This window comes from Labrys sp. 22185 (assembly GCF_052045555.1).
GTDB classification, from domain to species: Bacteria; Pseudomonadota; Alphaproteobacteria; order Rhizobiales; family Labraceae; genus Labrys; species Labrys neptuniae.
Window position 1 is genome coordinate 1 of sequence record NZ_JBQEPH010000027.1, and the last position, 24,623, is coordinate 24,623.

The following is a 24,623-nucleotide window of genomic DNA, read 5'->3' on the forward strand; positions in this document are numbered from 1 at the left end:
GCGGCAGTAGGGACTCGAACGCTGAACAGAAGGCGACCGCTCCCCTGTTCCTCGACTTTTATCAGCTCGACATTTGTCATCTTATCCTCCTACAGTAAAAAGCTTGGACTTGAATTGATGAATCTATTATTTTTTAGCTAATTCACCTATTTGTATTTATTATTATACTTTAGTTTTATGGGTATTGAGTAACCGTGGGGGGTATCTCATCAATACCCCATTTCTCCATTGGGCATGGAGCCGGCACTGTCTGATCCCGAGGACACGATAATCGCCTCGGTGGTGATCATCAGTGCCGCGACTGAGCCCGCATCCTGCAAGGCTGCCCGTACCACTTTGGCCGGGTCGATGATGCCGGCCTCCAGCATGTCGACATAGCGCTCGGTCTGGGCGTCGAAGCCAAGATTGGCATTGTTGGCTTCTACAAGCTTGCCGACCACCGTCGACCCCTCGACGCCGGAATTCTCGACGATCTGCCGGATTGGCGCTTCGAGCGCTCGCATGACGATGGCAATGCCTGCCCTGACATCGGGATTGTCCGAGGTAATATTGTAGAGAGCTGTCTTGGCTCGTAGCAAGGCGAGTCCGCCCCCGGGGACGATGCCCTCCTGGATCGCCGCTCGGGTCGCATTAAGTGCGTCCTCGATGCGATCCTTCTTTTCCTTGACTTCGACCTCGGTCGCGCCGCCGACGCGAATGACAGCCACACCGCCCGATAGCTTGGCGAGGCGTTCCTGCAGCTTCTCCTTGTCGTAATCGGAATCGCTCTCTCCGATCTGGCTCTTCAGCTGTTGAACGCGGGCGGCGATGTCCTTCTTGTCGCCGGCGCCATCGATGACGGTCGTGCTGTCCTTGTCGATGTGCAGGCGCTTGGCGCGGCCGAGCATGTCGATCGTGACATTCTCAAGCTTGATGCCAAGATCGTCGGAGATGAGCTGCCCGCCCGTCAGCGTGGCAATATCCGCGAGAATGGCCTTGCGCCGATCGCCGAAGCCCGGCGCTTTCACCGCAGCGACCTTCAAGCCGCCGCGCAGTTTGTTGACGACGAGCGTTGCAAGAGCTTCGCCCTCGACATCCTCCGAGATGATCAGAAGAGGCTTACCGGTCTGTACCACCGCTTCCAGGAGCGGCAAAAGAGTCTGGACGTTCGTCAGCTTCTTCTCGTGGATCAGGAGGTAGGCATCCTCCAGATCCACCGACATCTTCTCGGCATTCGTGATGAAATAAGGCGAGAGATAGCCCCTGTCGAACTGCATGCCTTCGACGACATCGAGCGCGGTTTCGGCGCTTTTGGCCTCCTCCACCGTGACGACGCCTTCATTGCCGACCTTCTTCATCGCCTTGGCGATCATTTTGCCGATCGAAGCGTCGCCATTGGCCGCGATAGTGCCGACTTGGGCGATTTCATCCGAGGATCGAACCTTCTGGGCTCTTGCCTCGATATCCTTCACCACGGCAAGCACGGCCATGTCGATGCCGCGCTTGAGATCCATCGGATTCATACCGGCGGCGACGAATTTCGTACCTTCCCGGAAAATGGAGGCGGCCAGCACGGTCGCAGTCGTCGTTCCATCGCCAGCAAGATCATTGGTCTTCGAAGCCACCTCACGCACGAGCTGGGCGCCCATGTTCTCGAATTTGTCGACGAGATCGATTTCCTTGGCGACAGTCACGCCATCCTTGGTGATGCGAGGCGCACCGTAGGGGCGATCGATGATCACGTTGCGCCCTTTGGGGCCAAGCGTGACCTTGACGGCATTGTTGAGGATCTCCACGCCGCGCAACATGCGATCACGGGCATCGCTGGAGAATCTGACATCTTTGACGGGCATGGTTGAACTCCGGTCTTTGTTGCGTGTGAAAGGCAAAGGCAGGCAAGGCGTTTAGGGCCCACCCGGCGGCGGCCTTCGTTTGTCGAGACGGCAATGACGTTGCTCTCCCATGCTCGGGATCGCCTTGCCCCCGCGTCTGCTCTGCCGTTTCGAAGTAGTGACCTCGTCCCATCGCTGAGGCGACCGACAACAGCTCGATCTGCCTGAGGCCGAATGTCTTTGATGTGCACTTTTTCAGTGCTCGGCGCGTCCACACACCACCCATCTCTTATACACTCTTTGGCACTCAAAGGACATGAGTGTCAGAAAATAAAAATCACCCCCTGTCTCGACGACCAAAGAAAATTCAAGTCCATTTGATTACAAAATTCTAACACGAACTTCGTATATGTTAAAAAATAATTCTTGCCATCAAAGAAAATACAGAGTATAATACGTTTTAATTGGCAGAAGAAAACTACGAAAGATTTAAAAATTAAGATCTTCATGAAAAGATTTTATTTGAATATTTGCAATATTCAGACGCGAAATTGTGTCTGGATACGCCATGGAATAGTATCCATCCGGCGGTGATTGGCGCACCTCGCGGTTGCCGAGCGGATGTCGCGACATCGCAGACGCTACGCGCAAGGCCATGGTCCCATGACCTTATCGAAGCGTCTTGCGAGCCGCGATATCGCTTCTGGCGTGTCGCCGAAGCCCAGGCGAAGGACGCGTTGCGGACATTTGCTTCGCCGCGTGAGGAGGTCTCGATGCGACAAGTTCTTTTCAAGTCACCATTCGACGATGGCTCCGACAAAGCGATCGCCAATTGGGAGAATGAAGGAGGTGCTATGCGGGTGGCTCCCGACAGGCTTTCCTTGCAGGTTCAGCGAGATTTGCTCGAACAGGAAATATTCCAAGCCATCCTGACAAGAGACCTGGACGACGAAGGGGCCTTTCGCCCATTTCACTCCTTTCCTTGGGCAATCCGAACAACTGTCGTCGAATGAACGCCCCCAACCGGGTGCCGTCAGAGGCAAAGGCGGCAGTGTTGGAGCAATGCGGCCCGCTTGAATGGAGATCTCCTGTAAATCTCTGTTTTAACTCACTTTATTGGCCAATAAATCTATCCCCTGTTCTACAAAATGCTCCAGGGACGATGGGAGGAACCAAGCCGTGAACAGCCCCGGATGTACCCTTCTTGAAAAGGCGGTTATCGCCATGCTCCAGCCCAAGATCGGCTATTTCCCCGACCATGCCGTCGCCACGCTTACGATGCCCATCTCGGTCTGGCGTGAGCGCATGCAGTCAGCCATCCAGGCCTACCTTGCAGGCGCGGCGGCAGAACGAAAGTCCTCCCGTTCTCGCAGGAGCCGAGAGCGGAAACTAGCCACCAATAAGGGAGAGGTGCGATGAATGTCCGTACGACGCGTTCGACGGTGACTTTCACCAAGCCATTCCACCTCGACGGCTTCAAGGAATATCAGCTGCCGGGAACGTACAGAGTCGACATCGACGAGGAGTTGATCGAGGGCGTGTCATTTCTGGCCTATCGACGCGTCGCGGCTCTTTTTCACCTGCCGGCACTCTCACAGCCACAAACCTCGATCCAGGTGGCCCGCATCACACCCGCCACGTTCGACGCCATGCTCGAACAGGACTCCACGATCATCTAGCAATGGCTGAAATTGGTTGGAGCATCATGCCGAAATCTGGACTCCGGCTTTCGGCAAAAACGGCGCGACTACAAAACTTACGGCATCAGGCCCGTTTCTGAAGCCGGTCAGATGCTACAGGAGATGCTTGCGTAGGCGTCATCGGTTGGGCTCACGCAAGTCAGCCTGTGCTGCAAATCGGAGCCAAATGGGGGCAACCGAGCCATTTTACGTTGCTACCTCGTATGTCCAGACCCGAAACGACGTCAGGACATGTGGGCCGAACGAGTTGATGAGAGGGACATCGGCAGCATCCCGGCCGCGAGCAACCACGATCCGTCCAATCCGGGGAACATTGTTTCGCGGATCGAACGTATGCCATGCCCCGCCTAGGAACACCTCTATCCAGGCGCTGAAGTCCATGGGGTCGACGACGGGGACACCGATGTCACCCAGATGGCCGTTGACGTAGCGCGCGGGAATATTGAGGCAGCGGCAGAGGGTTACCGCCAGATGCGCGAAGTCGCGACAGACGCCGATGCGCTCATGGAAAACCTCGAAAGCCGTTCGCGTCGAACGGGCCTGCATGTAATCAAAGCGGATGTGGCCATGAACGAAGTCGCAGATCGCCTGCACGCGGCCCCAGCCGGGAGCGATCGTGCCGAACATATCCCAGGCGGCCTGGCTGAGGCGGTCCGTTTCGCAGTAGCGGCTGCCCATGAGGTAGGCAAGGCAATCATCTGGCAGCTCCGGCACCGGCAACTCCCGGGCAGACGACAGCACTTTGTCTGGCTTGCCGTCATCCTCGATCGTGGCATCGCCCCAGATGGTCAGGTCACCCCTTGGAGCGGTAAGCCGACGGCAGCGATTACCAAACAGATCGAGATAGGTCGAAAGTTCGACATGTGGCGTGGTGAAGATCGTTTCTGAGGCCCGAACATCGGCCGCACGATCCTCGTGGACAGACATCAGGCAGACCAAGGCGGTCGGTTGCGGGCAGTTCAAGGCGATCTCATAGCCGTAGCGAATCAACATCAGACCGCCGATCGGAAATCGGAGACGGTCAGCGTGTAGGAGTTGAGGTGATCGTGAGAATAGGCCTCGCGGGCGACATCATAGATGGATGCACGCGAGGCATCGAAAGCTGAAAGGCACGCCGCTTCCGATGTCGCTGATCCGCCTGCCATCGTGCCCAGTTTGACGAGCGCATCAGCCTCGACAAAGAATCTTATTTCGAACATGCCATCATAGCCGAAGAATCGGACCGCGTTTCGCCCATCGTCGAAGCTACGGCTTGGGTTGGGAAAGGCCAGTGTCATGATTGCCAGCCCATTCTGGCAGGCCCCGAACGAAATACGGTTTTCACGGGTCGCACTTTGCTCCAACTCCCCAGTTTAACGCATTTTCGTCGCTGTGGACGATTCATGGCACCAGGCTTTCATCCAGAACCGTCGACGGCGCCGAGACTGTACGAATAGAGGCGATTTCCCGCACAATCGCTGATGGATAGGGCATCGGGCTGCTGCGGCATGTCGAGGGTATGCCAAAGCTGACGCGCGATCGCGATCGCATCATCAACACCAGCGGCGTCGACAGTTTCACGGCCGACGACTGCGTGCGCATCGTCCGCCAGACGGACACGATAAAAATCTATCACCATCTTCATTGCCATCGCTCCGCGCAATTTGATAGGAATTTGGCCCTGTTTCTATCGAATATGATACATAATTCTGTAGATAATATCGTTCTTTAATTGCAGATAACTCGCTTATTTGAAAACTTTTCTAAACTAATCTCGTTATAAACATTGCATAGAAGATCAGTATACGAAAAATGCTGGTTCAAATGTTTCGTTGGTCCCAGATACTGAACGGTCTTAACTTGCAGGGGTGACCCGAAAAGATTTCAAAATGTCAAGCTCGATATCAGGTCCGCGATCAGTATCGTCGAGATATGACAGAAGGTATCGGACACGGCATAGGGCAGTATGATCTTATTTCCATGCCGCATCGCGCCGCATGTATAAACGACATTGGGCACGTACCCCTCGCGCTCGGACGGATTGGGGCGGATCAGCGGCTGGCTCGATCGCGCCAGAATCTTCGATGGGTCTTGCTTGTCCAGGAGAACCGCTCCGATGGAATATTTTCGGATCGGACCGACGCCATGGGTCAGCAGCAGCCAGCCTTCGTCGAGTTCGATAGGGGAACCGCAGGTGCCTATCTGAACGAACTCCCAGGGAAAATGCGGCTTCACGATGGCCTTGCCGCCATCCCAGGCATAAAGATCGTCGGAATAGATCAGATACAGGTTCTCATTGTCTTGCCGAGTGATCATGGCGTAATGGCCATCGATCTTGCGCGGGAACAACGCCATGCCCTTGTTGCGGGCAGCGGCTCCTCTTAGTGGCGTCATTCGAAACGAAACGAAATCCGTGGTCTCGATCAACTCGGAGCGTATCGCCTGACCGCTGTAGGCCGTGTAGGTCGCATAGAAAATGTCCTTGCCGCCATCATCGAATTTCACGAAGCGAGCGTCTTCGATGCCGTTCGACTGCGCGATCGTGACCGGAAAGATCACCCTTTCACTGATTTCGTCCGCAGGGTCGAAGCCGACCACGACCTCATCACCATCCGGGCCCGATGTCCTGTGTTGCACTTTGGGAAGGGAGGCGAGGCGGGCGGCAGGCTGGACGGTTACAGTACCGTCGGCCGTGATGGTTCCCGATCGAAAGGTGAGTGAGGAAATATGTCCTTCTCCGACAGCACGCAGGCTCAAGATGAAGCGGTGTCCGCCCTCGGGCGCGCCAGACTGGTTCGGATCGAGGACAATGCTCGGATTGAACAAAGCTGACGCTTCGAAAGAGTACTCATTGAGAAAATAGGCACCCACCAGCAGACGTTGCGTTGCGGTGAAATCCGTATGCGACGCAAAGGCATCTTCCATCTCGTCGGCGCGAGCCTGCATTGAGCCCAGAAGATTACGATGCCGGGACTGGAAATTGGCTAGAACGTCGGCGAGTTCTCGTTCAGCCTCTTCCGGACTGAGAGCCAGAACACGATCGACGATGTGGTTCGCCCGGGTCTTGTCCACCGGACTGAGATCCCGCGGCTCCGTTGCTGGCTTGAATGGGCGCACGATCACTCTCGCCGGATTCGGGCGTAGATAGACATCCTGCCGGTTTATTAGAGGGTTCTGCGACAGAACATCCTCGACATGGGTCGGCAGGTCTGGATCGTCATTCATAGAGATCTTTCCAACTCCCCTGCCCAAAACCGACCTTGGTATTCGCTGAAACTCGCCAATGAACTCAAACATGAAGCGCTCGAACGGGTCTGACCTTCATGCCCTCGCTGTTTTCGCGTGCCAACTGGTGGATTTCCGCAAGGCTGCTCAAATAGGACAGGACGGATTCGCCGCCCCTATTTTCATTGACGCGGTCAGGATGCAGCCCATCGCAGCAACTGCCGTCTTGTAGATCGACCAAGGACTCCAATAGATCGTTGCTACCCAGGAACCAGGCAAAGATGCGGGTCGCATCAGCCTGCCAGCGCACGTCATTCGTCGATCGCCAGGCCGAGATGCAGGCCGAAATCATGGCTGTGGCTTCCACTGGTTGCTGGTCGAAGGCATGGGGCAGGGTGCGGGCTTCCCCAAACCCCCTCGTGCCGACCGGCCGGAAACAGCCAGTCGGTCCGATCTGCAATTGCGTCAGCCAGCGCAGGGAGCGCAGGCCCGCGTCGACATAGACAGAATTTCGAACCGAGTGGCCTGTCACTATCAAGGCCTGCGACAGGCGGGCATTGTCATAGGAAAGACCCTCCTCGAACCAGATCCAGTCGGCTGTCTCGACCTTCGACAGAAGTGAAATCAATCTGTCGGCGAGCAGCGTACGCAAGCGCAAGGCCGCGGCGTTGCCTCCGGCTACCGCGCAGTAATCGTCGAGACCCAGCAATGCAAACGCCCAGGCCCGGGGCGAGGTGAAGCTTTCGACCGCATCCAGGGCCTGTGCGAACAAGGATGCGGCCCAGCGCTGCCGCGACGCATTGGCGTCGCTGCGGGCGCAGCGTCCCAGAGCCCACAGAGTCCGCCCGTGGCTGTCTTCCGAGCCACTATCCTCGAGCCAGCGGCGGTCGAAACTCATGAAGTTGCGAAAGCGCCTCGTGCCGGGGTTCCAGGCATGCTGGACAAAGGCAGCGAAACGAGCGGTCAAGGCTTCCGACAAACGCAACTCACCTGGGCTGTTGAGTGCGCAGGCGAGCAGCAGCGCGCGGGCGTTGTCGTCGACACAATAGCCGTGATCGCGATCCGGGACACAGTGAATGGCGTGCTGGAAAAGCCCGGTATCATCGCACATCGACAGGAAATGGCCGAGTTCCATCGATGGCGAGGCTTCGATGTCTCGGGCGAACAGGCGGTGGTCTATCTGCCGGCGCGCCTTATGAGGCAGTTTGCTCCGTTGCGCGCGAACGGCCTTTTCGAAAACGCCAAGGTATCGTTCGGCGGTGCGGTCCCACGTCATCGATCGGCTGCTGGCATAGGCCCGCTCACGCATCGCCTGGCGCTCGTCATCATTGGTGAGCAGCCCTCCAATGGCGCTGCCGATCGCGGAGGAATCGCCGAATGGCACAAGGATGCCACGGCCATCGGCGAGCAATTCCTGGGCGTGCCAATAGGGCGTGGATACCACTGCCTTGCCGAGCCCGAAACTGTAGGCGAGGGTGCCCGATGTCATTTGCGCCTCATTGAGGTAGGGCGTGACATAGACATCGCACATCGCAATGAAGGCGAGCAGAGTCGGCTTGTCGACGAACCGGTCGAGGAACACTACATGTTTCTCGATCGCCAGATCTTGCGCCCGCTCCATCAGACTCTGGCGATAGCCTTCCCCGTCGGTCCGCACCAGATTGGGGTGGGTCGCGCCCAGGACCACATAGACTGCGTCCGGCCGGCTTTTCAGGATGGAGGGCATGGCATCGATCATGGTTTCGATGCCCTTATTGGGAGAAAGCAGGCCGAAGGTCAGAATGACGGCTTTGCCGGCGAAGCCTAGCTTGGCCTTGGCCCGATCCGGCGTGACAAAGGCAAAGTCTGGAATCCCATGAGGAATGATCTCGATCTTTTCATCCGCCACCTCGTAGACATGGCGCAGCAGATCACGCCCCTTCTCGGCCATGACAATGACCTTCGACGAGGTATCGACAACCTTGACGAGCACACTGCGCTGCTCCGAACTCGGCTTGGCCAAGACGGTATGAAGCGTGGTGATGATCGGCATGGTCAAACGCGAAAGTAGAGTCGTGACATGACCGCCGGCTGGGCCACCAAAGATACCGAATTCGTGTTGAAGGCAGACGGCCTCGACATGCCCGCTGTTGAGGAAGTCAGCCGCTTCGACATAATCGTCCAGTCTGTCGTCGCGGATCTGCAGCTTGACGCTCGGTGGATAAATGTAACGCTGGCCGTGATCGGTCATTGCAACAATCGACGTATCGAGGTCGGGGCGTGACGTCGCCACCGCTTGCTGCAGGTCGGTCGTGAAGGTCGCGATGCCGCACTGGCGGGGCAGGGAGTTTCCGATAAAGGCTACACGGTTCAACGATGTCATACCCGTATCTCCTTTCTCTGCACGGCAGCGCGGGGAACGATCGCGGGATGGAGAAAATCGGAGCGCGGCCCATCTGCGGGGACAGAGTCGACAAGCCTGAGTAGATCTGCCTGCGGTCGAGGGCCTGGATAGGCCACAAGGCCGCTTAGCCCGCCCGGACCGACACCGATGCGAGCGTCAGCGGCGTCCAGAAAAAACGCTTTCCCGATGCCGGCGTTCATCCAGCCGATTTGGGCATGGCCATCGAGCACGAACAGCCATGTCTCCTGTTCAACTTTCATTTCCCATTGAGTATTGGCAGCAAGATCGATGCGTTCGAGGATGAAATGAGCATCGGCAACCAGCAATGTTCTGGTGTCCGATAAGCTGTCCGCGATGGGTTGTGGTGCGGGATCCTCGCGATTGGAGGATGCCACCGCATCGTCCACATCGAGCCGGCGCTGGCGCCCGTAATCGAAGAGGCGAAATGTCGTATCGCTTCTTTGTTGAATCTCTGCAAGTACGATGCCGGCACCTATCGTATGGATCGTGCCCGCAGGAACGAAGATGACGTCATCCTTCTGGACGCTGCGCCACTTTACCAGCTGCGATATCGAGCCATCCTCGATTGATGCCCTGAGTTGTGTTGCATCGAGATGACGCTTCAAGCCAAGAGCCACGCAGGCGTCCGGACTGGCCGACAGAATGTACCAGGCTTCGGTCTTGCCATGTTTGAGGCCAATCGATTGCGCGAAGGCGTCGTCAGGATGCACCTGGATGGAAAGAGGTTGGGTGGTGAAAAGCAGTTTGAGGAGTAGTGCCGGCTCAATCGCACTGGCGCCGGGTCGCTGGCACCATAGCTCCCCGATAGCACCGCTATCGTCCTGAATATCGCTCCAAGGCAGCAGGTCCGTACTTCCCCACGGCTTGCGCACGACACGTATGTCGGCCTGTTCAATTGCCATCATGATCTCCTCGTTTGCACCAGCGGGTGCTACCGGAGGTGAAGAATGGTCTTAACGTCTCGATCCTCGCGCCAGCATGTCGAGCACGCTCTCCTGCATTGCTGTCGAGAACAGAGGCTGCGTTTGGCCGGGTTATTTCCTCTTTTTTGGAAGGATCATGCCGACGGGTGTCAGCGTCCCGCGTGTCAGTGACGAAGTCGCCGCGACAGGAGCCGTCGACTTGGCGGTCTTTGGCTTGCGAGTTTCCCGATTGCCGCGTTTCTGCCCCTTGGCCATGCTGTTCCTCTCTATCTGTTGCATTTGGAAATTGTGCTGTGCAGAAACACGAAGTTCCACGATTTTAGGGTTTATAAAGACGATAATGATAATATACGTCGAATTTTTAAGAATGGTTTTTGTAATAGAATATAGGATTCCAAAAAAATAGACGTAAAATTTCAATAACACTTGCCGACGTTTACATGGGTATGATCTTCGAAATAAAAAGATCAAAGGCATGTATTTTTATTTTATAGTTTAAGTTTACAAAAATACGTTGACATTGAACAAGAATGCCTTATGATTTTGGGCCTTCAATTACTGAGGGCGCTGTCCATAGGTATGAGCGATCCGGAGGTGACGTGCTGCGTCACCAGTTTTTGCAGCGGAGACCAGTTTGGGCGCGTTACCCGCCAGCGCGAGCACAAGACATTTTTGGCTTCCGATTTAGAAGATTCCTCAAACCACCTATTCTTCGGAAACGTCTCAGCTGGCCGCTCTGCGCAGCGGATAATTGTTGTGGTCGTAGAGGGATCGGATCTCGGGGCCGGTGTAATCGCCATCATCGGTTTCGATCATGAGCGTTCGTAACTCCACCAGCGATTTCTCGACTGCAAACTGAACGGCGAGCGCGAGATTTTCGAACCGACGATACTTCTGGGGTGCCCTGCCTCGCATTGAGCGAGAGGCTCCAGATATCTGCTCATACACCGCTGCGGGCGTCGCAAAATCCAATGTCGTCATTTCGGCAATCTTCTCGCAAGTCACCATAATAAAAAAGGTCGGGCGAACCCGACCTTCTCATCGCGCAGCCATGGCCAGTGCCAGTACATCCGTGGTCAAAGACCAGACGCGCCATATTCTCACGCAGCTTGAAGGTTCTCGGCTGCACTTTTTCCATTGCGGCGATCGGTTACGACATCGAAGGAGAGCTTCTGCCCCTCTACGATCGTGTGCATTCCCGCTCGCTCGACAGCCGAAATGTGAACGAACACATCGGGGCCCCCAGCATCGAGCTGGATAAAGCCAAAGCCCTTGACCGTGTTGAAGAACTTTACAGTTCCAGTATTCATGACGATTTCCTTTTAATCGTTCGCAATAAATAACCTACCGAACAATGTGCTCGGCGAGGAAGTTTTGATCGATTTTTGGAGAGGAAAATCGTCGGCGCCAAAAGCGCAGAAAAAGATCGGCAACAGCATCGATAAAAATAACAATAATCTTTAAATGTGACTATGGCAAGGCAGATAATAATTTTAAAATTTTCTTCGAAAATATCTCAGGAATTTCCAAAATTATCATGTCGCTTTGCGAAAGTACGAGACGGTCATTTGTCGATTTTAAAGACGCATAGTCCACTCGGCAATGTGTCCCCGTCGCGAAGCTCGGCAAGTATCTGCGTCACGTCCTCCCGGAAGGATTCCCACATGGGCTCGCCCTCAAATCCGACCAGTTCCTCATGCCCCTCCATTCGGCACATCAGGCGACAGATGCGTTCGACAGGATCAGAGAGGTTTTTGGACATCGCTTCTTCCTTCCAGTGTTTCTGTTATCAATGCGCTGGAAGGGCCACCTACCGCTCGGTATCACCCCGATCAGCAAAGGGAGGCGTTTGCACAAGTGTCGCTATGAGTCGCAGCAAAGCCTGATGCTCCGGACCGTTGGCACCGGTTCTGAGGAAGTCGCGCAAGGCGACAAAGGAAATCGCGGAGCCGGAAGGGCCATTGGCTTGATGAATGATGACGGCCATCCCGTCCGAAGGGTCTCGACCGAGATACCAGACATCACCATTCGGGCTTCTATAAAGCTCGCGACGTTCATCCATCTCAATTCTCCTGTTTTGCGATAGCCGGCGATGAATCAGATCTGCGGGAAGCAATGAAGCGGGCCCTGCGCGCGCCAGGGGCATTCTCTGCCTAAAGCGTTTTGCGATGAGACCGACTCACGCCTGAACGCGCTTTGCTCCAGCGCGCGCCACGACCTTGGTCTTCCGCAAGCGACCGAGGCGGGAAGGTTTGGCTCTGTATCGGTGCTGAGCCTGGTGTGAACTCGGTCCGCCATGATGTCGTCGAAGCACACGCATTCCACCAAGCGCCAGCTTCATCTTCGCGGGCCATGACCCTGCCTCATCGCTGGCTGCTGTTTCCCCTCCCGACGGAACAGATCACCAAACAGTGCGCGGTTTCCCCATCACTGCATCAAATGCACATGGGCTTCCTCGCACGCTGCAATGAAGGCGGCTCGGGCATCATCGGGTTCACCCATGCCCGCCATCACATCGAGGCAGGCACTTTTAGCGTCGAAGAACCTCGGTCCGGGTATGGAGGACCAGTTGTTCAGCAGATAGTGGGATGCCTCCTCGGTCGAAACGAGCACGCGGTGGCGGCCGACATCGGTCTCGGACTGGACCGGTCGACTCCAAGGTAGGGTGTCCATAATATCCCTCTTATCCATCACACAGAAAATAGCCTGGTGGTTATAACATGTGCGGTGGTCTAACGTAATTTGACTTCGGATCGGCGCTCAGCGGCGATCACTTTTAGAGTTTCGTGAAGATAATACGCTTGATAATCCTCGAAAACTTTCAGTTTCGGTTGTGTATTGGTGTAGAAATGTTCGTGAAAAGGTCAAGCGCGATCAGCTTAATATCATCGGCCGCTCGAAGAGCGCAGCGTTCCATCATGCACATATCCTAGCATGGAAATAGATCGTGTTCGAACTTATTTAGCTGGCATCGGCATGGGCATGGGCGCTGCGCCGCCCTTCGGGACATCAATATGCCATTTGCTGTGACTAGGCATCCGAGTGGGACCCTATTCCCGCGGTCGCCACGGGCGATCGCTGATGTGTGGCGAGCGCTGTAGCTAGAGACGGCTATGATGGGGCCGGTTCGGCCAATCGCCTATATCGTAACCTGTCGAGGGAAAGAGCAGCTTCGGATACCCTGGCGTGCTTTGGCGCAAGGCTTCGTTGCCTGCCCCCGCAACCAATTCTGTCATAAATCAATTACCGTCTGGGTCTAACAGCTCGGGTGGTGTTTGCATTCGGAATCTCCAACCCCGACGGAAGCATGCCCACATACGCAATGCTCCGTTGATGGTTCAGATAGTCTCGCTGGTTCGCTGTAAAGCGAGTTCCTCAGCAAGGCTGAGGGCTATTTTTCTTGTGTCGTGGTCTCGTGGGCGTAGGTTCAAGTCCCAGTTCGATCAGCCGGCGTTCCGCCGCAAGAGAACAAATTGCTTTGAGGACGCTTGGATTCGTCAGGTGTGGGTCACGCAGTGCATGAAACGCAGCCTGGATGATCCGCTTGTTGTCCGATTTTGGATTCTTGTTGGCAACATAGGCAAAGAGTGGCGCGCTGTGCAGGCCGCTCGTGGCCCCAGCGACCAAGGCTTCATAGATCTTCTTCTTTGTTTCGCCCATGGTTTGACTCTCCACAATTGGCAGCCGTTTCAGTCGAACGATATCGTCGCTCCATGATAACTGAGCAACGTTGAATATCGCTGCTTGCAACAGCCGCCGCATTGATCCGCATCAATATGAAGTGGTGGAAGGCTAGATTCATTAGGAAAGCTGGAGGGGGTGATCAACCCCAAGGAATAAAGAGCGAAGCCAGATCGCGAGTCCGGAAACAAGCGGAACGATGCTCTTCCGGCTTGCATCGATTTCACAGGCCCTACGCGGTCTTGTGGCAGGTAGTTCTTGTCGCCTTTGTCTGCTTGCTCGATTTGGTGTTCTATTCCGAAATTCGCTGAACTACTCTTTGTCCAAAATGTACGCTTTTTCTCTTGATGCCTGTCAATGCTCGGATCGGCGCTCGAGCTATATTAAGAGTTTGCCGGCAAGGAGCAAGGTTCGATGAGGTACTCGGCGGTCATGGTTTATGTCGATACTGGCGGCTACAATACTGCTCGCGTCGATCTTGCCTGCGAAGTCGCGCGACATTTCGAGGCCAGGCTTATCGGGGTGTCGGCAAGCGCCGCGCAACCGCGGGTCGTGCTGCCCGAAAAGGGGCCGGCTACCATCAGCCTGGATATGAGCCCCTATCTCGACCACGCCGAAGCGGATCTGCGTTGTGCGAAGGACCTATTCCATCGTGTCGCGCAGGCCCATGAATGCCGCCTTGAATGGCGGAGTTCCATCGACAATCCAAACGATTTCGTGGCTAGCGAGGGGCGGGCCGCCGATATCATTCTGGCCGGTCGGATGGGGAACGACGTTTCGCCACATCATGCCATCGATCCGGCCAAGCTGATCGTCTACGCAGGGCGCCCCGTGCTGGTGGTGCCGGTATCGGTCAAGACCAGTCTCCTCGGCTCGCATGCCGTGATTGCCTGGAAGGATTGCCGTGAGGCTCGCCGTGCCGTGCTCGATGCTTTACCCTTGCTGAGCAAATCGAAAAATGTGAGCGTCATCAATATTGTGGAAGGAGACCAACGTCTGACAGCACTGCAACAAACGAGCGACGTGGAGTGCTTTCTGGCGCATCACGGCATCATTTCCCGATCGGTGATCATTGAGGACGATGGGCGCTCAATTTCGAGGCAAATCACAGATTTTGCCAAGGCGCACCAAACCGGCCTCATCGTTATGGGGGCTCGGATTCATGCCCGCCTGCATGATTGGACGATTGGCGGGGAAACGCACGACATGCTCAAGAAATGCCCTATCTGCCTCTTGCTCAGCAATTGAAATTCTCTCCCGAAGTCCCTGGCCAATTCCGGTCGAATAGAGCTCGACCCCTCTCCTCGAGTACCAGCGTGGTTCAGCCATACCGCTGCACCGGCTCCAGCTGTGGCCAATACGGTCAACTCGCGAGAGGAGATATCAAAGCCCGAGTGACGATGCCCATGCTTTGCAGGCCGGTCCGGACCATCAGATTTTCCATACCCTCGAGCCGAAACGGCAGGATCACGTCCAACTTCCTCAGGGAATTCATCCCGATGAAGGAGACGGACGTGATCTTTCAGGAGGTCTAAGGCAAGATACTGGTATTGTGACTGTCGTCAGGCGACGCGCAGATTGTCTTCGACGCTGCGAACGCCGGCCGCTGACCACGCTGCGCGTTCGGCAACCTGCCGCTCATGCCACGCCTTGATCTTGCCGTCGAGGATCACCTTGTCGCCGATGACATTCACCTTGATCCCGTCGGCCTCGAACTCGGCATCCCGTTTGAGCGCGGCCAGGATCTTGGCCTGGACGTCGGGAATTTGCACGCGGGCCTTGACTTCAATGCTGTTGGTGATGCCGAGCACGCCGGAGAGCTTGCGAACTGCCCGATAGGCGGCTTCTCGCTGAAACTGCCAGTCGACGGTGCCCGCAAGGGTGACCCAGCCCTTCTCGACCTTCACCTTGACGACCCCCTCGGGGACCATGGCATCCCACGAGATGACTGAGACGGCCCTCGATGCGATCTGGTCGTCGGCTGTCTTCTTGTGGTCCGGGTAGCGGACCTCGATTTCCTCGGCTATCGCACGGACGCCTTTGATGCGGCGAGCCAATGTTTCGGCCGCGATCTTCTCGGCATAACTGCCGACATGGCCGCTCAGCGTGACGATGCCATTGTCGACGGCAACACCAATACGAGCGGCGTCAATGCTTGGATCGAAGTCGAGGGCGTCGATGATCGATTGACGCAAGACCTTGTCATTCATCGTTTCTCTCCATTTTTACTTGTCGTACGAAATGCCAGAAACAAACGCGCGGGCCGCTCGGGAGCGGCACTCACGCAGCGTTCTTGACGTCGATCTTCCGGGCGACGCTCGGCGAAGACTTGGGCACGGTCACCACCAATACGCCGTTCGAGAATTTGGCATCGATCTTCGATGGGTCGATTCCTGGCGGCAGCTCCATGCGGCGGGCGAAGGAGCCGTAGCGACGTTCGACGAGATGATAGTTCTTGTTGGTTTCGTCCCTCTCGGACTTCTTGTCACCACGAATGGTCAGGACATTGTCCGTGAGAGTCACCTCGATGTCCTTTTCCTGAAGCCCCGGCAATTCGGCGGTGAGTTCGATTGCCTGGTCGGTCTCGGCGACATCCATGCGCGGGGAAAGGTCGGCGTTTGTCGGCAGGCCGGTCCAAAGGGATTGCCTGAAATTGGGGAACCCCGAACCGAAGTCGTTGAACAGGCGGTTGACCTCGGTTTGCAAGGAAGTGAAGAGACTGCTCGGTGCGGAGTTCACGCCAGGTGAACCAAGCGGATTCGGAACCTTGTCACTCATATTTGGCCTCCATTGATCCTGGCGGGGTGCCAGTAAATGGAGTCCATCACATTCCGAGAATGAGCGCGTTGATTTCTGTCAAAACGATAGGCGCAAGAGGTAAAGTCTTATGCAATTACTTGTCTTATTGACGCCCGCGAACACGTCCGGATCGCATATCAGCTCACAGACCGCCTCAGATGTGGCTGTCCCGTCGAAGGAGGACCGGCCCCGCCGGCTTCCCGAAAACAGGGAGGTTCGACCGCGTCCTAGTGGCTCAGCAGGCAGCATTTGGTTGAATAATGCAGGACATCGCGTGTAACGCCGCCAAACATCCATTCCCTCGCCCGAGCATGGCCATAGCCACCGGCAACGATCAAGTCGGCATGCTGCTGCTCAGCATGGACAAGAATGGTCTCGCAAACAGTGCCGTCGATCGTTTCGAGAACCTGTGCATGTGCTTCGACGTCGTGAAGCCTGAGGAACTCTGCAACGGCATCGACGCGCCGCGCAGCATTGTCCCGGCCGCTTTCTTCCACGACTTCGACGATGCTGACACGCGATGCTTCCCGTAGAAATGGAAGGGCGTCAATGACAGCCCTCCGAGCCTCGCGTGTGTTGCTCCAGGCCACGAGGACATGGTCCGCCGCCAATTGCGACAGGCTGGGTGGCACGACCAGAACCGGTCGGCCGCAGCGCAGCACGACCTCTGCCGGATCCAGCGCCAGGTGCGGCAGATTGGGCGGGTTGTGGCGGCGCTGTCCCACGATGATGAGATCGGCCCTGGCACTTTCATGATACAGCGCGTCGGCTGGAAACTGCATGCTGGTCTGCCATTCCAAGTCCTTGCGATTGGAAACCGCGGCATCCCTGAACCGAGGCTCCAGGTCCTCGTCGCCATACCAAGGCAGGACCGGGCGGCTAATGGCGGGATCGTGGCCGAGAGAAATCGGATTTACCTGTTCCCTCGCCGCAAGATCGATTGCGGGTACGCAACCAATGCCAATGAGTTTGGCGTTGAACCGCGAAGCCAGTGTTGCCGCGAGTTTGGTCCTTTCATCACTTTCCTTGTTATCCTGCACATGGACCAGCATGCTGGTATAGGTCATGTTTTCGCTCCGCCTATGGGATGAAAAAGTCACCGTTGCCCAAAGGGGTAGCGGATCCTGGGCGGATGTCGTTGATCTTGCGCAAAGGACCTATGAACCGATGGCGAGGAAGAGTGCTGGGATCTTGCTCTATCGGTTGAAAGGCGACGACCGCGACATCGAAATTCTTCTCGTTCATCCCGGAGGGCCGTTCTGGGCGAAACGAGATGAACAGGCCTGGTCGATCCCCAAAGGGGAATACGATGTCGGCGAGGATGCTTACGGCGCTGCCTTGCGTGAGTTTGAGGAAGAACTCGGGATGCCATGCCCCCAGGCTGTGCCGATCGACTTGGGTGAAATCCATTACTCCAGCGGCAAGCGCATCGTTGCCTGGGCGGTGGCAGGTGATTTTGATCCCGGGGAACTGCGCAGCAATATGTTCGAGATGGAGTGGCCGCCTCGCAGTCGGCGCCTCATGCAGTTTCCCGAGGTGGACAAGGCGCAGTGGTTCGCGATGGCGGAGGGACGTAGCAAGATCCTGCCTGCTCAGCGGCCTTTCCTCGAACGATTCGCAGAGCAACTCGGGCATGACCGCCACTTTGCGCCGAGGTGACCGCGTTTTTTTAAGATCGATGTCTCCAAGGAATGAATCGTCGAGGCAGGTCTGTCAGGCCGGCCGGTTCATGGCCGGCGATGCCGGTCGCAAGGCCCGCAGAGCGTTGAGCACGACGGCGAGATCAATCGCCTCCTGAAGAAAGGCGCCAGCTACGGGATCGAGATACCCCAACGCAGCGCTTACCATGCCGACCAGCGAGAGCCCCATGCCGATAAGTACGCTCTGCAGGGCAATCCAACGCGTGCGGTGTGCGATGGCGAGCGCTTCTGCAACACGTTCGATCCTGTCGACCAGCACCACGACGTCGGCCGCCTGAGAAGCAGCGACGGCGCCTCTTGCCCCGAGCGCGGCGCCCACGTCGGCGAATGCGAGCGCGGGGGCGTCGTTGATGCCGTCTCCAATCATCATCGTGGGGGCGTGGCGCCTTTCCGCCGCTACGGCAGCCACCTTGTCCTGCGGCGTTGCGTCTGCGATGACATCGTCCAGCTTGAGCGACGTCGCCAGGGGTCGGGCGATGTCGGCGCGGTCGCCGGTCAGCAGGATGATGCGCTCGATTCCACTGGTACGAAATGCATCGAGGGTCGAATATGCATCGGGGCGCAGCTCGTCTTTGAACAGAACGCGGCCGACATAGTGTCCGTTCGAGGAAACGTGGAGTGCAGCATGGCCCGCCGGCACCGATGAAGTCCTCTCGGCACCCGCATCAGGCTCGACGAAGTCCAGGCGCCCGATCCGGATGCGAGCCTCTTCGAGCAATCCTTCCACGCCGTTTCCCGGGCTCTCATGGACTTCATTCGGCGGAATGAGATCGATATTGCGCCGGCGTGCTTCTTCGACCAGGGCCTGCGACATGACGTGATGAGAGGCCTGACCGACCGAGCCGGCCATGCGCAGGAACTGCTCAACACTCACGGATGGCTCGGGTTCGATTCGCGCGATCGACGGATAGCCGCGTGTCAACGTTCCTGTCTTGTCGAACAATACGGTGCGGATCCGGGCCAATGTCTCGAGTGTACCAGCGGTCTTGACCATTACGCCGCGCTTGGCGCAGCGTGACATGCCGGCGACCAGGGCAACCGGCACGGCGAGGATGAGCGGACAGGGGGTGGCCACGACGAGGACTGCCAGTGCGCGGTGAGGAGAGTCCCAGATCCACCAAGCCAGCCCGGCCAACCCCAGGGTCAGCATGAGGAAACCGATGGCGTAACGATCGGCCATCCGCGCCATGGGGGCCTTGGATTGACGGGCGCACTCAACGAGGCTGAGGATTGCGGCGTATGTGCTCTCTCGTGCAGGCCTGGAAACCCGCAGATCGAAGGCGGCCCCCGCGTTCACGATTCCGCTCGAAAGGGCATCGCCGGCAAGCCGTCGCACCGGCATGGCTTCCCCGGTCAGGGCTGACTCGTCCAGGGTTGCATCAGGCCCGATGAGCAGGCCATCGGTCGGCAGGACATCTCCGGGGCGCACCAGGATGCGATCGCCAGGCGATAGGGATTCGATCGGCACCGTTTGGAGACGATCACCTTGATAAAGCTGGGCGCTGCGAGCGACCCGGCTGAGCAGGGCCGTCATGGCCGAACTCGCGCGGCCCTGCGCGAATTGCTCCAGGGCCTGGCCGCCGGCAAACATCAAGGCGATGACGACGCCGGCCAGGGCTTCGCCGCCCCAGATGGCGCCCGCCATCGCCAGAGCCGCAATGATGTCCAGCCCGACATTCCCTCGCACCAGGCCGCGCAGGATGGTGATCGCAAGGACGATTAGAACCGGTACGGTGCCGGCCAGCCATAGGGTGTGCGCGACCTGCAAACGCTCCAGCAGGTAAGCAACCAATCCTGCTGGTAGCGCAGCCGCGGGAAGCGCCGCGAGCGCTACGGAAGCCATCCGAGGCAGGTCGGGCTTTGTCGGCGGGGCAGACGCTTCCTTGGTATCTGCGGTGCGTCGTGCAATTAAGGAGAGGTCGTGAACCATGGAGTGGCCTGCAGGCGAAGCCGGATCGAGGCATCGGAAAACAGCACCGGTTGCACTGAATGCCGGCTTTCGAATGTCTCCGTCAGTGAGCCATCAGGAGCGGAACATCGGTTTTCTCGACGAGTTCAACGGTTGTGCCGCCCATGATCCATTCTCTCAGGCGCGAATGCCCGTAAGCGCCGGCAACGATCAGATCCGCTGAGATGCGGTGCGCTTCCTGCAGGAGTGTACTCGTCACGTCCTCAGTAAGGGGAAGAACGTCCACCACCGTTTCCACACCATGCCGTACCAGATAGGTCGCAATATCCGCCAGACCCACATCCTCATCGAGGTCGGCTTTTTGCCTTTCCTCTTCGACGGTCACGACTTTGACAAGCGATGCCAGCCTGAGGAGGGGGAGCGCCTCCGCGACGGCCCTGCTGGCTTCCTTGGTATCGGTCCAGCCGATGAGCACGGTCCGGATCGGCTGCCTGGGTTGTTGTCCGGGCGGCGCCAGATAGACGCTCCGGCCACTTTCGAACAATATCGCTTCGATCAAATGCCTCCAATCGGTGTTTGCCTCGTCCTTGCGCGGGCAACTGCCGATGAACAGGTCGGTGGTTCGGACTTGCGTTGCCAGAAGGGAGGATAACCATCCCGCGGCATCCTCGATGCGCCGGATTTCGCTGGATACGGAAAGGCGCTCGAGGCGCGGTTGCAGCCGTTCGATCGCGGCAGTAGCGCGTTGCTGGATCTGGTCCACCATGTCCATGCTGACGCCCGTACCCATCTCGCCGGCATAAATTGAAATATCGGGCAAGAGGCTGGTGAAAAGGCCGGTGAGATGGCTGTCAAAAGTCGCCGCCAGCATTTCGGCATGGGAGAGGCGAACTTCGTCCTCCTCGCTGCCATCGAGGTGGACGGCAAGGGTCTTGTAATTGTCCGGGCGAACGGAGGCTTTGGCTTCCAGTGGCTGGGTCGAGGAACTGTCGGCTTTCATTGAACCCTCCTGATTACGGGAATCCACGCTCTCTGCGTGCCCCGAGCGGAATGATGCCAGCCTTGCTTCTTCGAGCTTTCATTGCGTTGATCTGGCTCAAGGGAAATATCCGGAGGTCAAATATCGCGGCTCGCAGCGCCAATCCGGTAGCTCCGGAAGCTGCAGAGCTTGCGCTGAATCAAAGCCGAGCCCGCGCTCCAGCCCTAAACAGGCAGGTGCACCAAGATTGACGCGTCTTGTCGATGTCGCTGGCGCCGATGGCTGGCCTTGGTCGGAGGTCCTCACGGGCTGTCAGGCCGACGGAGTCGTCGCACTCCGGGCGTTGTGGTTTGCGGTCGTCGAGGAAGAACCATAATCCAGTCCAAGCCGCAGGCCAAGGTCGCCATCAGGGTGCGCGATCTCGTGGTTGGTTTTGGGGACAGGATCGTTCTCGATCACGTCGACCTCGATATTTGTGAAGGCGAAATCATCGGTTTGATCGGGGCGTCCGGCTCGGGCAAATCCGTCCTGTTGCGAAGCATCGTGGGGCTGGTGCCCAAGCGGGCCGGCAGCATTGAGATATTGGGACTCAATCCCGACGCGCTCGATGCCGAGGGACGACGGGATCTGGGCCTTCGATGCGGAATCATGTTTCAGCAGGGGGCCTTGTTCTCTTCCCTGACGGTGAGGGAGAACATCCAATTGCCGATGCGCGAGTTTCTCGATCTTTCCGACCACCTGATGGATGAACTCGCCATGTACAAATTGAAGATGGTGGGGTTGCTGGTGGATGCGGCCGACAAATACCCTGCTCAACTCTCCGGTGGTATGGCAAAGCGCGTCGCGCTGGCTCGAGCTCTGGCTCTCGATCCAGAAATCGTCTTTCTGGACGAGCCTACTTCGGGTCTCGATCCGATCGGAGCGGGCGATTTCGACGCATTGGTCTCCGTTCTGCATCACACCATGAAGCTGACGACCTTCATGGTAACCCACGACCTGGACAGCTTGCGCAATGTGTGCAGCCGGATTGTAGCGATGGCGAAGGGCAGGATTGTCGCCAGCGGCGGTTTGGAGGCGATGCTCCTCTCTCAAGATCCCTGGGTCAAAGCCTATTTTCATGGGGCGCGTGGCCAGGCGGCTTTTGGCTGACCTCTTGGCGCCAATGCCTGGACAGGCGAGAGGCCTTTCATCGAACGCCGCATCGTACTGCCGGTGACGGCCTATCAATCATCCGTGCAGGGGGCTCGCCTATGTCTGGTGCACATTTGCAGATGGAAAGCCCAGGCCATGCCGTTGAATCCGGCCGAGGCAACGTCGATAAGGACGGGGGCATGCCACGCAGTCTGTATCGCTTCATCTGGCAAGTGAGTGGTGCCCATCAGTTGTGGATCACGGTTCTGTCGATCCTCTTGTTCGCGGTCGGCACTTCCTCCCTCGAGGTGCAAAGGCGAGTCGTCAACGATGCGCTTCGCGGCGGGATCTATCGCCCTATCCTCATGCTGGCCGGCCTTTATTTGGGCATCAGCATCGCGGAAGGCTTGGTGAAGCTCTGCCTCAATATTTATAGGAACTGGGTGGGGGAGAGGGCTGTCCGGGCATTGCGCCAATCGGTGTTTGTAACGGGAGAGGGCGGTACGATCGCGCCGGTACCGGATCTGACCGAAGGCATTCAGCTTTCAATTGTTCTGGAGGAGGCGGATCCGCTCGGCGGATTCGTGGGGGAGGCCTTTTCCGAGCCCGTTTTGCAGGCTGGAGTCCTGATCTCCGTCGTTGGATATCTCCTCTATCTGCAGCCATTGATGGCGCTCCTCGTCGTGTTTGTTTTCTTTCCGCAGATCGGTTTCGTGCCGCTCATGCAGAACGCCATCAACCGGCGGGTGCAGACGAGGGTAGGTCTGCTGCGTGAAATGAGCGGCGAAATCGTGGGTGCCCGAGGGGCGATTGACGGTGACGGCCGTCAGCATACGCGCATCCATGCGGTATTCATGCAGAACATGGCCATCTACAAGCTCAAGTTCTCCATGAACTTTCTGATGAACCTGATGACCCAGCTCGGGGTGACGGCGATCCTGGCGCTGGGGGGCTATTTCGTCGTTGTCGGCAAAATCGAGATAGGCACTGTGGTCGCCTTCCTCTCGGGGCTGAGCAGGATCAACGATCCATGGGGCGATCTGGTCACCTGGTATCGGGATCTGCAGGCGACACGGGTCAAATATCGTCTCCTGTGCGATGCCCAGAAGCTGGGAGCGATCGCGGGAGAGGTTGGGGAATGAGAGCTGCAGTGAGCCTGGCCGAACAGGGCAGCGGATCGCTTTTGCCGACCTGATGCGATCCTGGCTTCCCTCACGCGAGCAGTGCTTCCGACCGGTGGCCCGACTGTGCGGTCGCAGTGTCTTACTGAGCCGCCAGGAGCGCCTTGCGAAAACGTATGCTCGCGATCAGAAAGAAAACGCTGCCGATTGCAGTCAACGCCGCAAGCTGGGGCCAGATGATGGAAAGGTCGGCGCCTCGATAGAGGATGGCCTGGGATAGGCTGACAAAGTGGGGTGAGGGCGTGAACTGCATGACCGTCTGGAGCCATTCGGGCATGCTCTCCATCGGCGTGGTACTCCCCGACAGGAGGTTCATGACGATGAGGATGGGCATTACCAGCAACCCGAATTGCGCCATCGAGGTGGAGACCGTGGAAATCAGGATGCCCAGCGCGGTAACCGAGAACAGGTAGACGATGCTCGATCCCACGAACAGGCCCAGGGAACCTGCGACCGGAACGCCCAGAAGGCGCTCGACGACGATCAGAAGCGAAAGGCTGGCTGCGACGACGATGACAAGCCCGTTGGCCCAGATCTTGGCCATCATGATCTCGAAGGGGGTGACGGGCATCACGAGCAGGTGCTCGATCGTGCCGTGTTCCCTTTCGCGGATCAGCGCGGCGCCCGTGAGGATGACCGCCAGCATCGTGACATTGTTGATCACCTGCATCACGGCCGTGAACCAGGCCGATTGCAGGTTGGGATTGAACTTGGCTCGGACCACCAGGTCGATCGGGGTCGGATTGTCGGTGCCGGGGAGGGCCTTGCGTGCTTCCTCGTACATGATGCTCTGAATGTAGGAGGCACCGTTCCCAGCCTGGGACATCGCCGTCGCGTCGATATTGAGCTGGATCGACGGGTGACGCCCTGCGAGGGCATCCTGCTCGAAATTCGGGGGTATTTCGACGACGAATACGAAGCGTCCGGCATTCATCGTGCGATCGACCTCATCGGCATTGATGAGAACCGGTTCTTCGAAGAAGGGTTTGAGCAGAGCGTCGCGCAGACGAAAAGACAGCGAGGAGCGGTCTTCATCGACCACGGCGACCGAGGCATTTTTCACTTCGAAGGTCGCGCCGGTGGCAACCGTGTAGACGGCGAAGGTGAAGGTGTAGAGGATAAGGGCAACCAGGACGGGATCAGCCTTCAGGCTGAATAGCTCCTTGATGCCGAGCCGCCATATCGTGGTGAGACGGCCCAT

The 24,623-nt window shown here is 57.5% G+C and carries 25 protein-coding genes; 6 read left to right on the forward strand and 19 right to left on the reverse strand.

Annotated features, from left to right (window positions below; all coding sequences use genetic code 11):
- Positions 1-209 precede the first annotated feature (209 nt).
- Entirely contained in the window at positions 210-1,832 is a 1,623-nt protein-coding gene (gene groL, locus ACTJKX_RS30550) for a chaperonin GroEL (RefSeq protein ID WP_440727572.1), read from the reverse strand.
- 752 nt (positions 1,833-2,584) lie between these two features.
- Between groL and ACTJKX_RS30555 the strand changes: the two genes are divergently transcribed.
- Both ACTJKX_RS30555 and ACTJKX_RS30560 read left to right on the forward strand, forming a co-directional pair.
- Positions 2,585-2,824, forward strand: a complete 240-nt coding sequence (locus ACTJKX_RS30555; protein ID WP_440727573.1) for a hypothetical protein — start codon at positions 2,585-2,587, stop codon at positions 2,822-2,824.
- A 402-nt stretch (positions 2,825-3,226) separates the two neighbouring features.
- Positions 3,227-3,490, forward strand: coding sequence for a hypothetical protein (locus ACTJKX_RS30560; protein ID WP_311943099.1), 264 nt, complete (start codon positions 3,227-3,229; stop codon positions 3,488-3,490).
- A gap of 207 nt (positions 3,491-3,697) precedes the next feature.
- Here ACTJKX_RS30560 and ACTJKX_RS30565 read toward each other — a convergent pair whose 3' ends face one another.
- From ACTJKX_RS30565 to ACTJKX_RS30620, 12 genes are all read right to left on the reverse strand, one after another.
- On the reverse strand, positions 3,698-4,504 hold the full coding sequence (locus ACTJKX_RS30565; protein ID WP_311943097.1) for a transglutaminase-like domain-containing protein: 807 nt from the start codon (positions 4,502-4,504) through the stop codon (positions 3,698-3,700).
- Positions 4,504-4,788 carry a DUF1488 domain-containing protein gene (locus tag ACTJKX_RS30570; protein ID WP_440727574.1) on the reverse strand — a complete coding sequence of 95 codons (285 nt, stop codon included), beginning with the start codon at positions 4,786-4,788 and terminating at the stop codon, positions 4,504-4,506. The genes ACTJKX_RS30565 and ACTJKX_RS30570 overlap by 1 nt, the downstream gene beginning before the upstream one ends.
- 119 nt (positions 4,789-4,907) lie before the next feature.
- The gene (locus ACTJKX_RS30575; protein WP_440727575.1) at positions 4,908-5,135 is read right to left on the reverse strand and encodes a hypothetical protein; all 228 of its coding nucleotides are present in this window, start codon (positions 5,133-5,135) and stop codon (positions 4,908-4,910) included.
- A gap of 239 nt (positions 5,136-5,374) precedes the next feature.
- Positions 5,375-6,715, reverse strand: a complete 1,341-nt coding sequence (locus ACTJKX_RS30580; RefSeq protein ID WP_394315145.1) for a glycoside hydrolase family 130 protein — start codon at positions 6,713-6,715, stop codon at positions 5,375-5,377.
- Between the two features lie 64 nt (positions 6,716-6,779).
- Positions 6,780-9,077 (reverse strand): glycosyltransferase family 4 protein, encoded by a 2,298-nt coding sequence (locus ACTJKX_RS30585; protein ID WP_440727576.1) that lies wholly within the window; start codon positions 9,075-9,077, stop codon positions 6,780-6,782.
- Positions 9,074-10,024: a class I mannose-6-phosphate isomerase gene (locus tag ACTJKX_RS30590; RefSeq protein WP_440727577.1), complete on the reverse strand. Its 951-nt coding sequence runs from the start codon at positions 10,022-10,024 to the stop codon at positions 9,074-9,076. The genes ACTJKX_RS30585 and ACTJKX_RS30590 overlap by 4 nt, the downstream gene beginning before the upstream one ends.
- A 741-nt stretch (positions 10,025-10,765) precedes the next feature.
- Positions 10,766-11,023 (reverse strand): hypothetical protein, encoded by a 258-nt coding sequence (locus ACTJKX_RS30595; RefSeq protein WP_149249354.1) that lies wholly within the window; start codon positions 11,021-11,023, stop codon positions 10,766-10,768.
- A 119-nt stretch (positions 11,024-11,142) separates the two neighbouring features.
- The gene (locus ACTJKX_RS30600; protein ID WP_311943085.1) at positions 11,143-11,352 is read right to left on the reverse strand and encodes a cold-shock protein; all 210 of its coding nucleotides are present in this window, start codon (positions 11,350-11,352) and stop codon (positions 11,143-11,145) included.
- Positions 11,353-11,606: 254 nt separating this feature from the next.
- Positions 11,607-11,804, reverse strand: coding sequence for a hypothetical protein (locus ACTJKX_RS30605; RefSeq protein WP_311943083.1), 198 nt, complete (start codon positions 11,802-11,804; stop codon positions 11,607-11,609).
- 48 nt (positions 11,805-11,852) lie between these two features.
- A complete protein-coding gene (locus ACTJKX_RS30610; protein ID WP_311943081.1) occupies positions 11,853-12,104 on the reverse strand; it encodes a hypothetical protein in 252 nt (83 codons plus the stop codon).
- A gap of 365 nt (positions 12,105-12,469) precedes the next feature.
- Positions 12,470-12,715: a DUF982 domain-containing protein gene (locus tag ACTJKX_RS30615; RefSeq protein WP_394315140.1), complete on the reverse strand. Its 246-nt coding sequence runs from the start codon at positions 12,713-12,715 to the stop codon at positions 12,470-12,472.
- Positions 12,716-13,417: 702 nt separating this feature from the next.
- A complete protein-coding gene (locus ACTJKX_RS30620; protein ID WP_367626960.1) occupies positions 13,418-13,804 on the reverse strand; it encodes a hypothetical protein in 387 nt (128 codons plus the stop codon).
- A gap of 333 nt (positions 13,805-14,137) precedes the next feature.
- Between ACTJKX_RS30620 and ACTJKX_RS30625 the strand changes: the two genes are divergently transcribed.
- Positions 14,138-14,971, forward strand: coding sequence for a hypothetical protein (locus tag ACTJKX_RS30625; RefSeq protein WP_440727578.1), 834 nt, complete (start codon positions 14,138-14,140; stop codon positions 14,969-14,971).
- 314 nt (positions 14,972-15,285) lie between these two features.
- On the opposite strand, the gene ACTJKX_RS30630 is transcribed toward ACTJKX_RS30625, so the two are convergent.
- From ACTJKX_RS30630 to ACTJKX_RS30640, 3 genes are all read right to left on the reverse strand, one after another.
- Positions 15,286-15,933 carry a BON domain-containing protein gene (locus ACTJKX_RS30630; protein WP_440727579.1) on the reverse strand — a complete coding sequence of 216 codons (648 nt, stop codon included), beginning with the start codon at positions 15,931-15,933 and terminating at the stop codon, positions 15,286-15,288.
- A gap of 70 nt (positions 15,934-16,003) precedes the next feature.
- Entirely contained in the window at positions 16,004-16,501 is a 498-nt protein-coding gene (locus ACTJKX_RS30635) for an Hsp20/alpha crystallin family protein (protein WP_367626958.1), read from the reverse strand.
- A gap of 248 nt (positions 16,502-16,749) precedes the next feature.
- Complete coding sequence (locus ACTJKX_RS30640) at positions 16,750-17,589, reverse strand: universal stress protein (protein ID WP_440727580.1); 840 nt, start codon at positions 17,587-17,589, stop codon at positions 16,750-16,752.
- A gap of 100 nt (positions 17,590-17,689) precedes the next feature.
- On the opposite strand from ACTJKX_RS30640, the gene ACTJKX_RS30645 reads away from it, so the two are divergent.
- Complete coding sequence (locus tag ACTJKX_RS30645) at positions 17,690-18,181, forward strand: NUDIX domain-containing protein (protein ID WP_394315339.1); 492 nt, start codon at positions 17,690-17,692, stop codon at positions 18,179-18,181.
- A 54-nt stretch (positions 18,182-18,235) separates the two neighbouring features.
- Here ACTJKX_RS30645 and ACTJKX_RS30650 read toward each other — a convergent pair whose 3' ends face one another.
- Positions 18,236-20,152, reverse strand: coding sequence for a heavy metal translocating P-type ATPase (locus tag ACTJKX_RS30650; protein ID WP_440727581.1), 1,917 nt, complete (start codon positions 20,150-20,152; stop codon positions 18,236-18,238).
- A gap of 82 nt (positions 20,153-20,234) precedes the next feature.
- On the reverse strand, positions 20,235-21,131 hold the full coding sequence (locus ACTJKX_RS30655) for a universal stress protein (protein WP_367626955.1): 897 nt from the start codon (positions 21,129-21,131) through the stop codon (positions 20,235-20,237).
- A 351-nt stretch (positions 21,132-21,482) separates the two neighbouring features.
- Between ACTJKX_RS30655 and ACTJKX_RS30660 the strand changes: the two genes are divergently transcribed.
- Entirely contained in the window at positions 21,483-22,259 is a 777-nt protein-coding gene (locus tag ACTJKX_RS30660; protein WP_367626954.1) for an ABC transporter ATP-binding protein, read from the forward strand.
- Between the two features lie 182 nt (positions 22,260-22,441).
- A complete protein-coding gene (locus tag ACTJKX_RS30665; protein WP_367626953.1) occupies positions 22,442-23,383 on the forward strand; it encodes an ABC transporter ATP-binding protein in 942 nt (313 codons plus the stop codon).
- A gap of 121 nt (positions 23,384-23,504) precedes the next feature.
- On the opposite strand, the gene ACTJKX_RS30670 is transcribed toward ACTJKX_RS30665, so the two are convergent.
- Entirely contained in the window at positions 23,505-24,623 is a 1,119-nt protein-coding gene (locus ACTJKX_RS30670; RefSeq protein WP_394315332.1) for an ABC transporter permease, read from the reverse strand.

Bases quoted from the DNA above. Each gene is read 5' to 3' on its own strand.
- ACTJKX_RS30560 (WP_311943099.1), top strand. From the start codon at position 3,227: ATGAATGTCCGTACGACGCGTTCGACGGTGACTTTCACCAAGCCATTC.
- ACTJKX_RS30625 (WP_440727578.1), top strand. From the start codon at position 14,138: ATGAGGTACTCGGCGGTCATGGTTTATGTCGATACTGGCGGCTACAAT.
- ACTJKX_RS30655 (WP_367626955.1), bottom strand. From the start codon at position 21,131: ATGAAAGCCGACAGTTCCTCGACCCAGCCACTGGAAGCCAAAGCCTCC.
- ACTJKX_RS30580 (WP_394315145.1), bottom strand. From the start codon at position 6,715: ATGAATGACGATCCAGACCTGCCGACCCATGTCGAGGATGTTCTGTCG.
- ACTJKX_RS30645 (WP_394315339.1), top strand. From the start codon at position 17,690: ATGGCGAGGAAGAGTGCTGGGATCTTGCTCTATCGGTTGAAAGGCGAC.
- ACTJKX_RS30585 (WP_440727576.1), bottom strand. From the start codon at position 9,077: ATGACATCGTTGAACCGTGTAGCCTTTATCGGAAACTCCCTGCCCCGC.
- ACTJKX_RS30610 (WP_311943081.1), bottom strand. From the start codon at position 12,104: ATGGATGAACGTCGCGAGCTTTATAGAAGCCCGAATGGTGATGTCTGG.
- ACTJKX_RS30590 (WP_440727577.1), bottom strand. From the start codon at position 10,024: ATGATGGCAATTGAACAGGCCGACATACGTGTCGTGCGCAAGCCGTGG.
- ACTJKX_RS30615 (WP_394315140.1), bottom strand. From the start codon at position 12,715: ATGGACACCCTACCTTGGAGTCGACCGGTCCAGTCCGAGACCGATGTC.
- ACTJKX_RS30635 (WP_367626958.1), bottom strand. From the start codon at position 16,501: ATGAGTGACAAGGTTCCGAATCCGCTTGGTTCACCTGGCGTGAACTCC.
- groL (WP_440727572.1), bottom strand. From the start codon at position 1,832: ATGCCCGTCAAAGATGTCAGATTCTCCAGCGATGCCCGTGATCGCATG.
- ACTJKX_RS30600 (WP_311943085.1), bottom strand. From the start codon at position 11,352: ATGAATACTGGAACTGTAAAGTTCTTCAACACGGTCAAGGGCTTTGGC.
- ACTJKX_RS30620 (WP_367626960.1), bottom strand. From the start codon at position 13,804: ATGCGGCGGCTGTTGCAAGCAGCGATATTCAACGTTGCTCAGTTATCA.
- ACTJKX_RS30565 (WP_311943097.1), bottom strand. From the start codon at position 4,504: ATGTTGATTCGCTACGGCTATGAGATCGCCTTGAACTGCCCGCAACCG.
- ACTJKX_RS30670 (WP_394315332.1), bottom strand. From the start codon at position 24,623: ATGGGCCGTCTCACCACGATATGGCGGCTCGGCATCAAGGAGCTATTC.
- ACTJKX_RS30640 (WP_440727580.1), bottom strand. From the start codon at position 17,589: ATGACCTATACCAGCATGCTGGTCCATGTGCAGGATAACAAGGAAAGT.
- ACTJKX_RS30605 (WP_311943083.1), bottom strand. From the start codon at position 11,804: ATGTCCAAAAACCTCTCTGATCCTGTCGAACGCATCTGTCGCCTGATG.
- ACTJKX_RS30595 (WP_149249354.1), bottom strand. From the start codon at position 11,023: ATGACGACATTGGATTTTGCGACGCCCGCAGCGGTGTATGAGCAGATA.
- ACTJKX_RS30630 (WP_440727579.1), bottom strand. From the start codon at position 15,933: ATGAATGACAAGGTCTTGCGTCAATCGATCATCGACGCCCTCGACTTC.
- ACTJKX_RS30665 (WP_367626953.1), top strand. From the start codon at position 22,442: ATGCCACGCAGTCTGTATCGCTTCATCTGGCAAGTGAGTGGTGCCCAT.
- ACTJKX_RS30575 (WP_440727575.1), bottom strand. From the start codon at position 5,135: ATGAAGATGGTGATAGATTTTTATCGTGTCCGTCTGGCGGACGATGCG.
- ACTJKX_RS30650 (WP_440727581.1), bottom strand. From the start codon at position 20,152: ATGGTTCACGACCTCTCCTTAATTGCACGACGCACCGCAGATACCAAG.
- ACTJKX_RS30570 (WP_440727574.1), bottom strand. From the start codon at position 4,788: ATGACACTGGCCTTTCCCAACCCAAGCCGTAGCTTCGACGATGGGCGA.
- ACTJKX_RS30555 (WP_440727573.1), top strand. From the start codon at position 2,585: ATGCGACAAGTTCTTTTCAAGTCACCATTCGACGATGGCTCCGACAAA.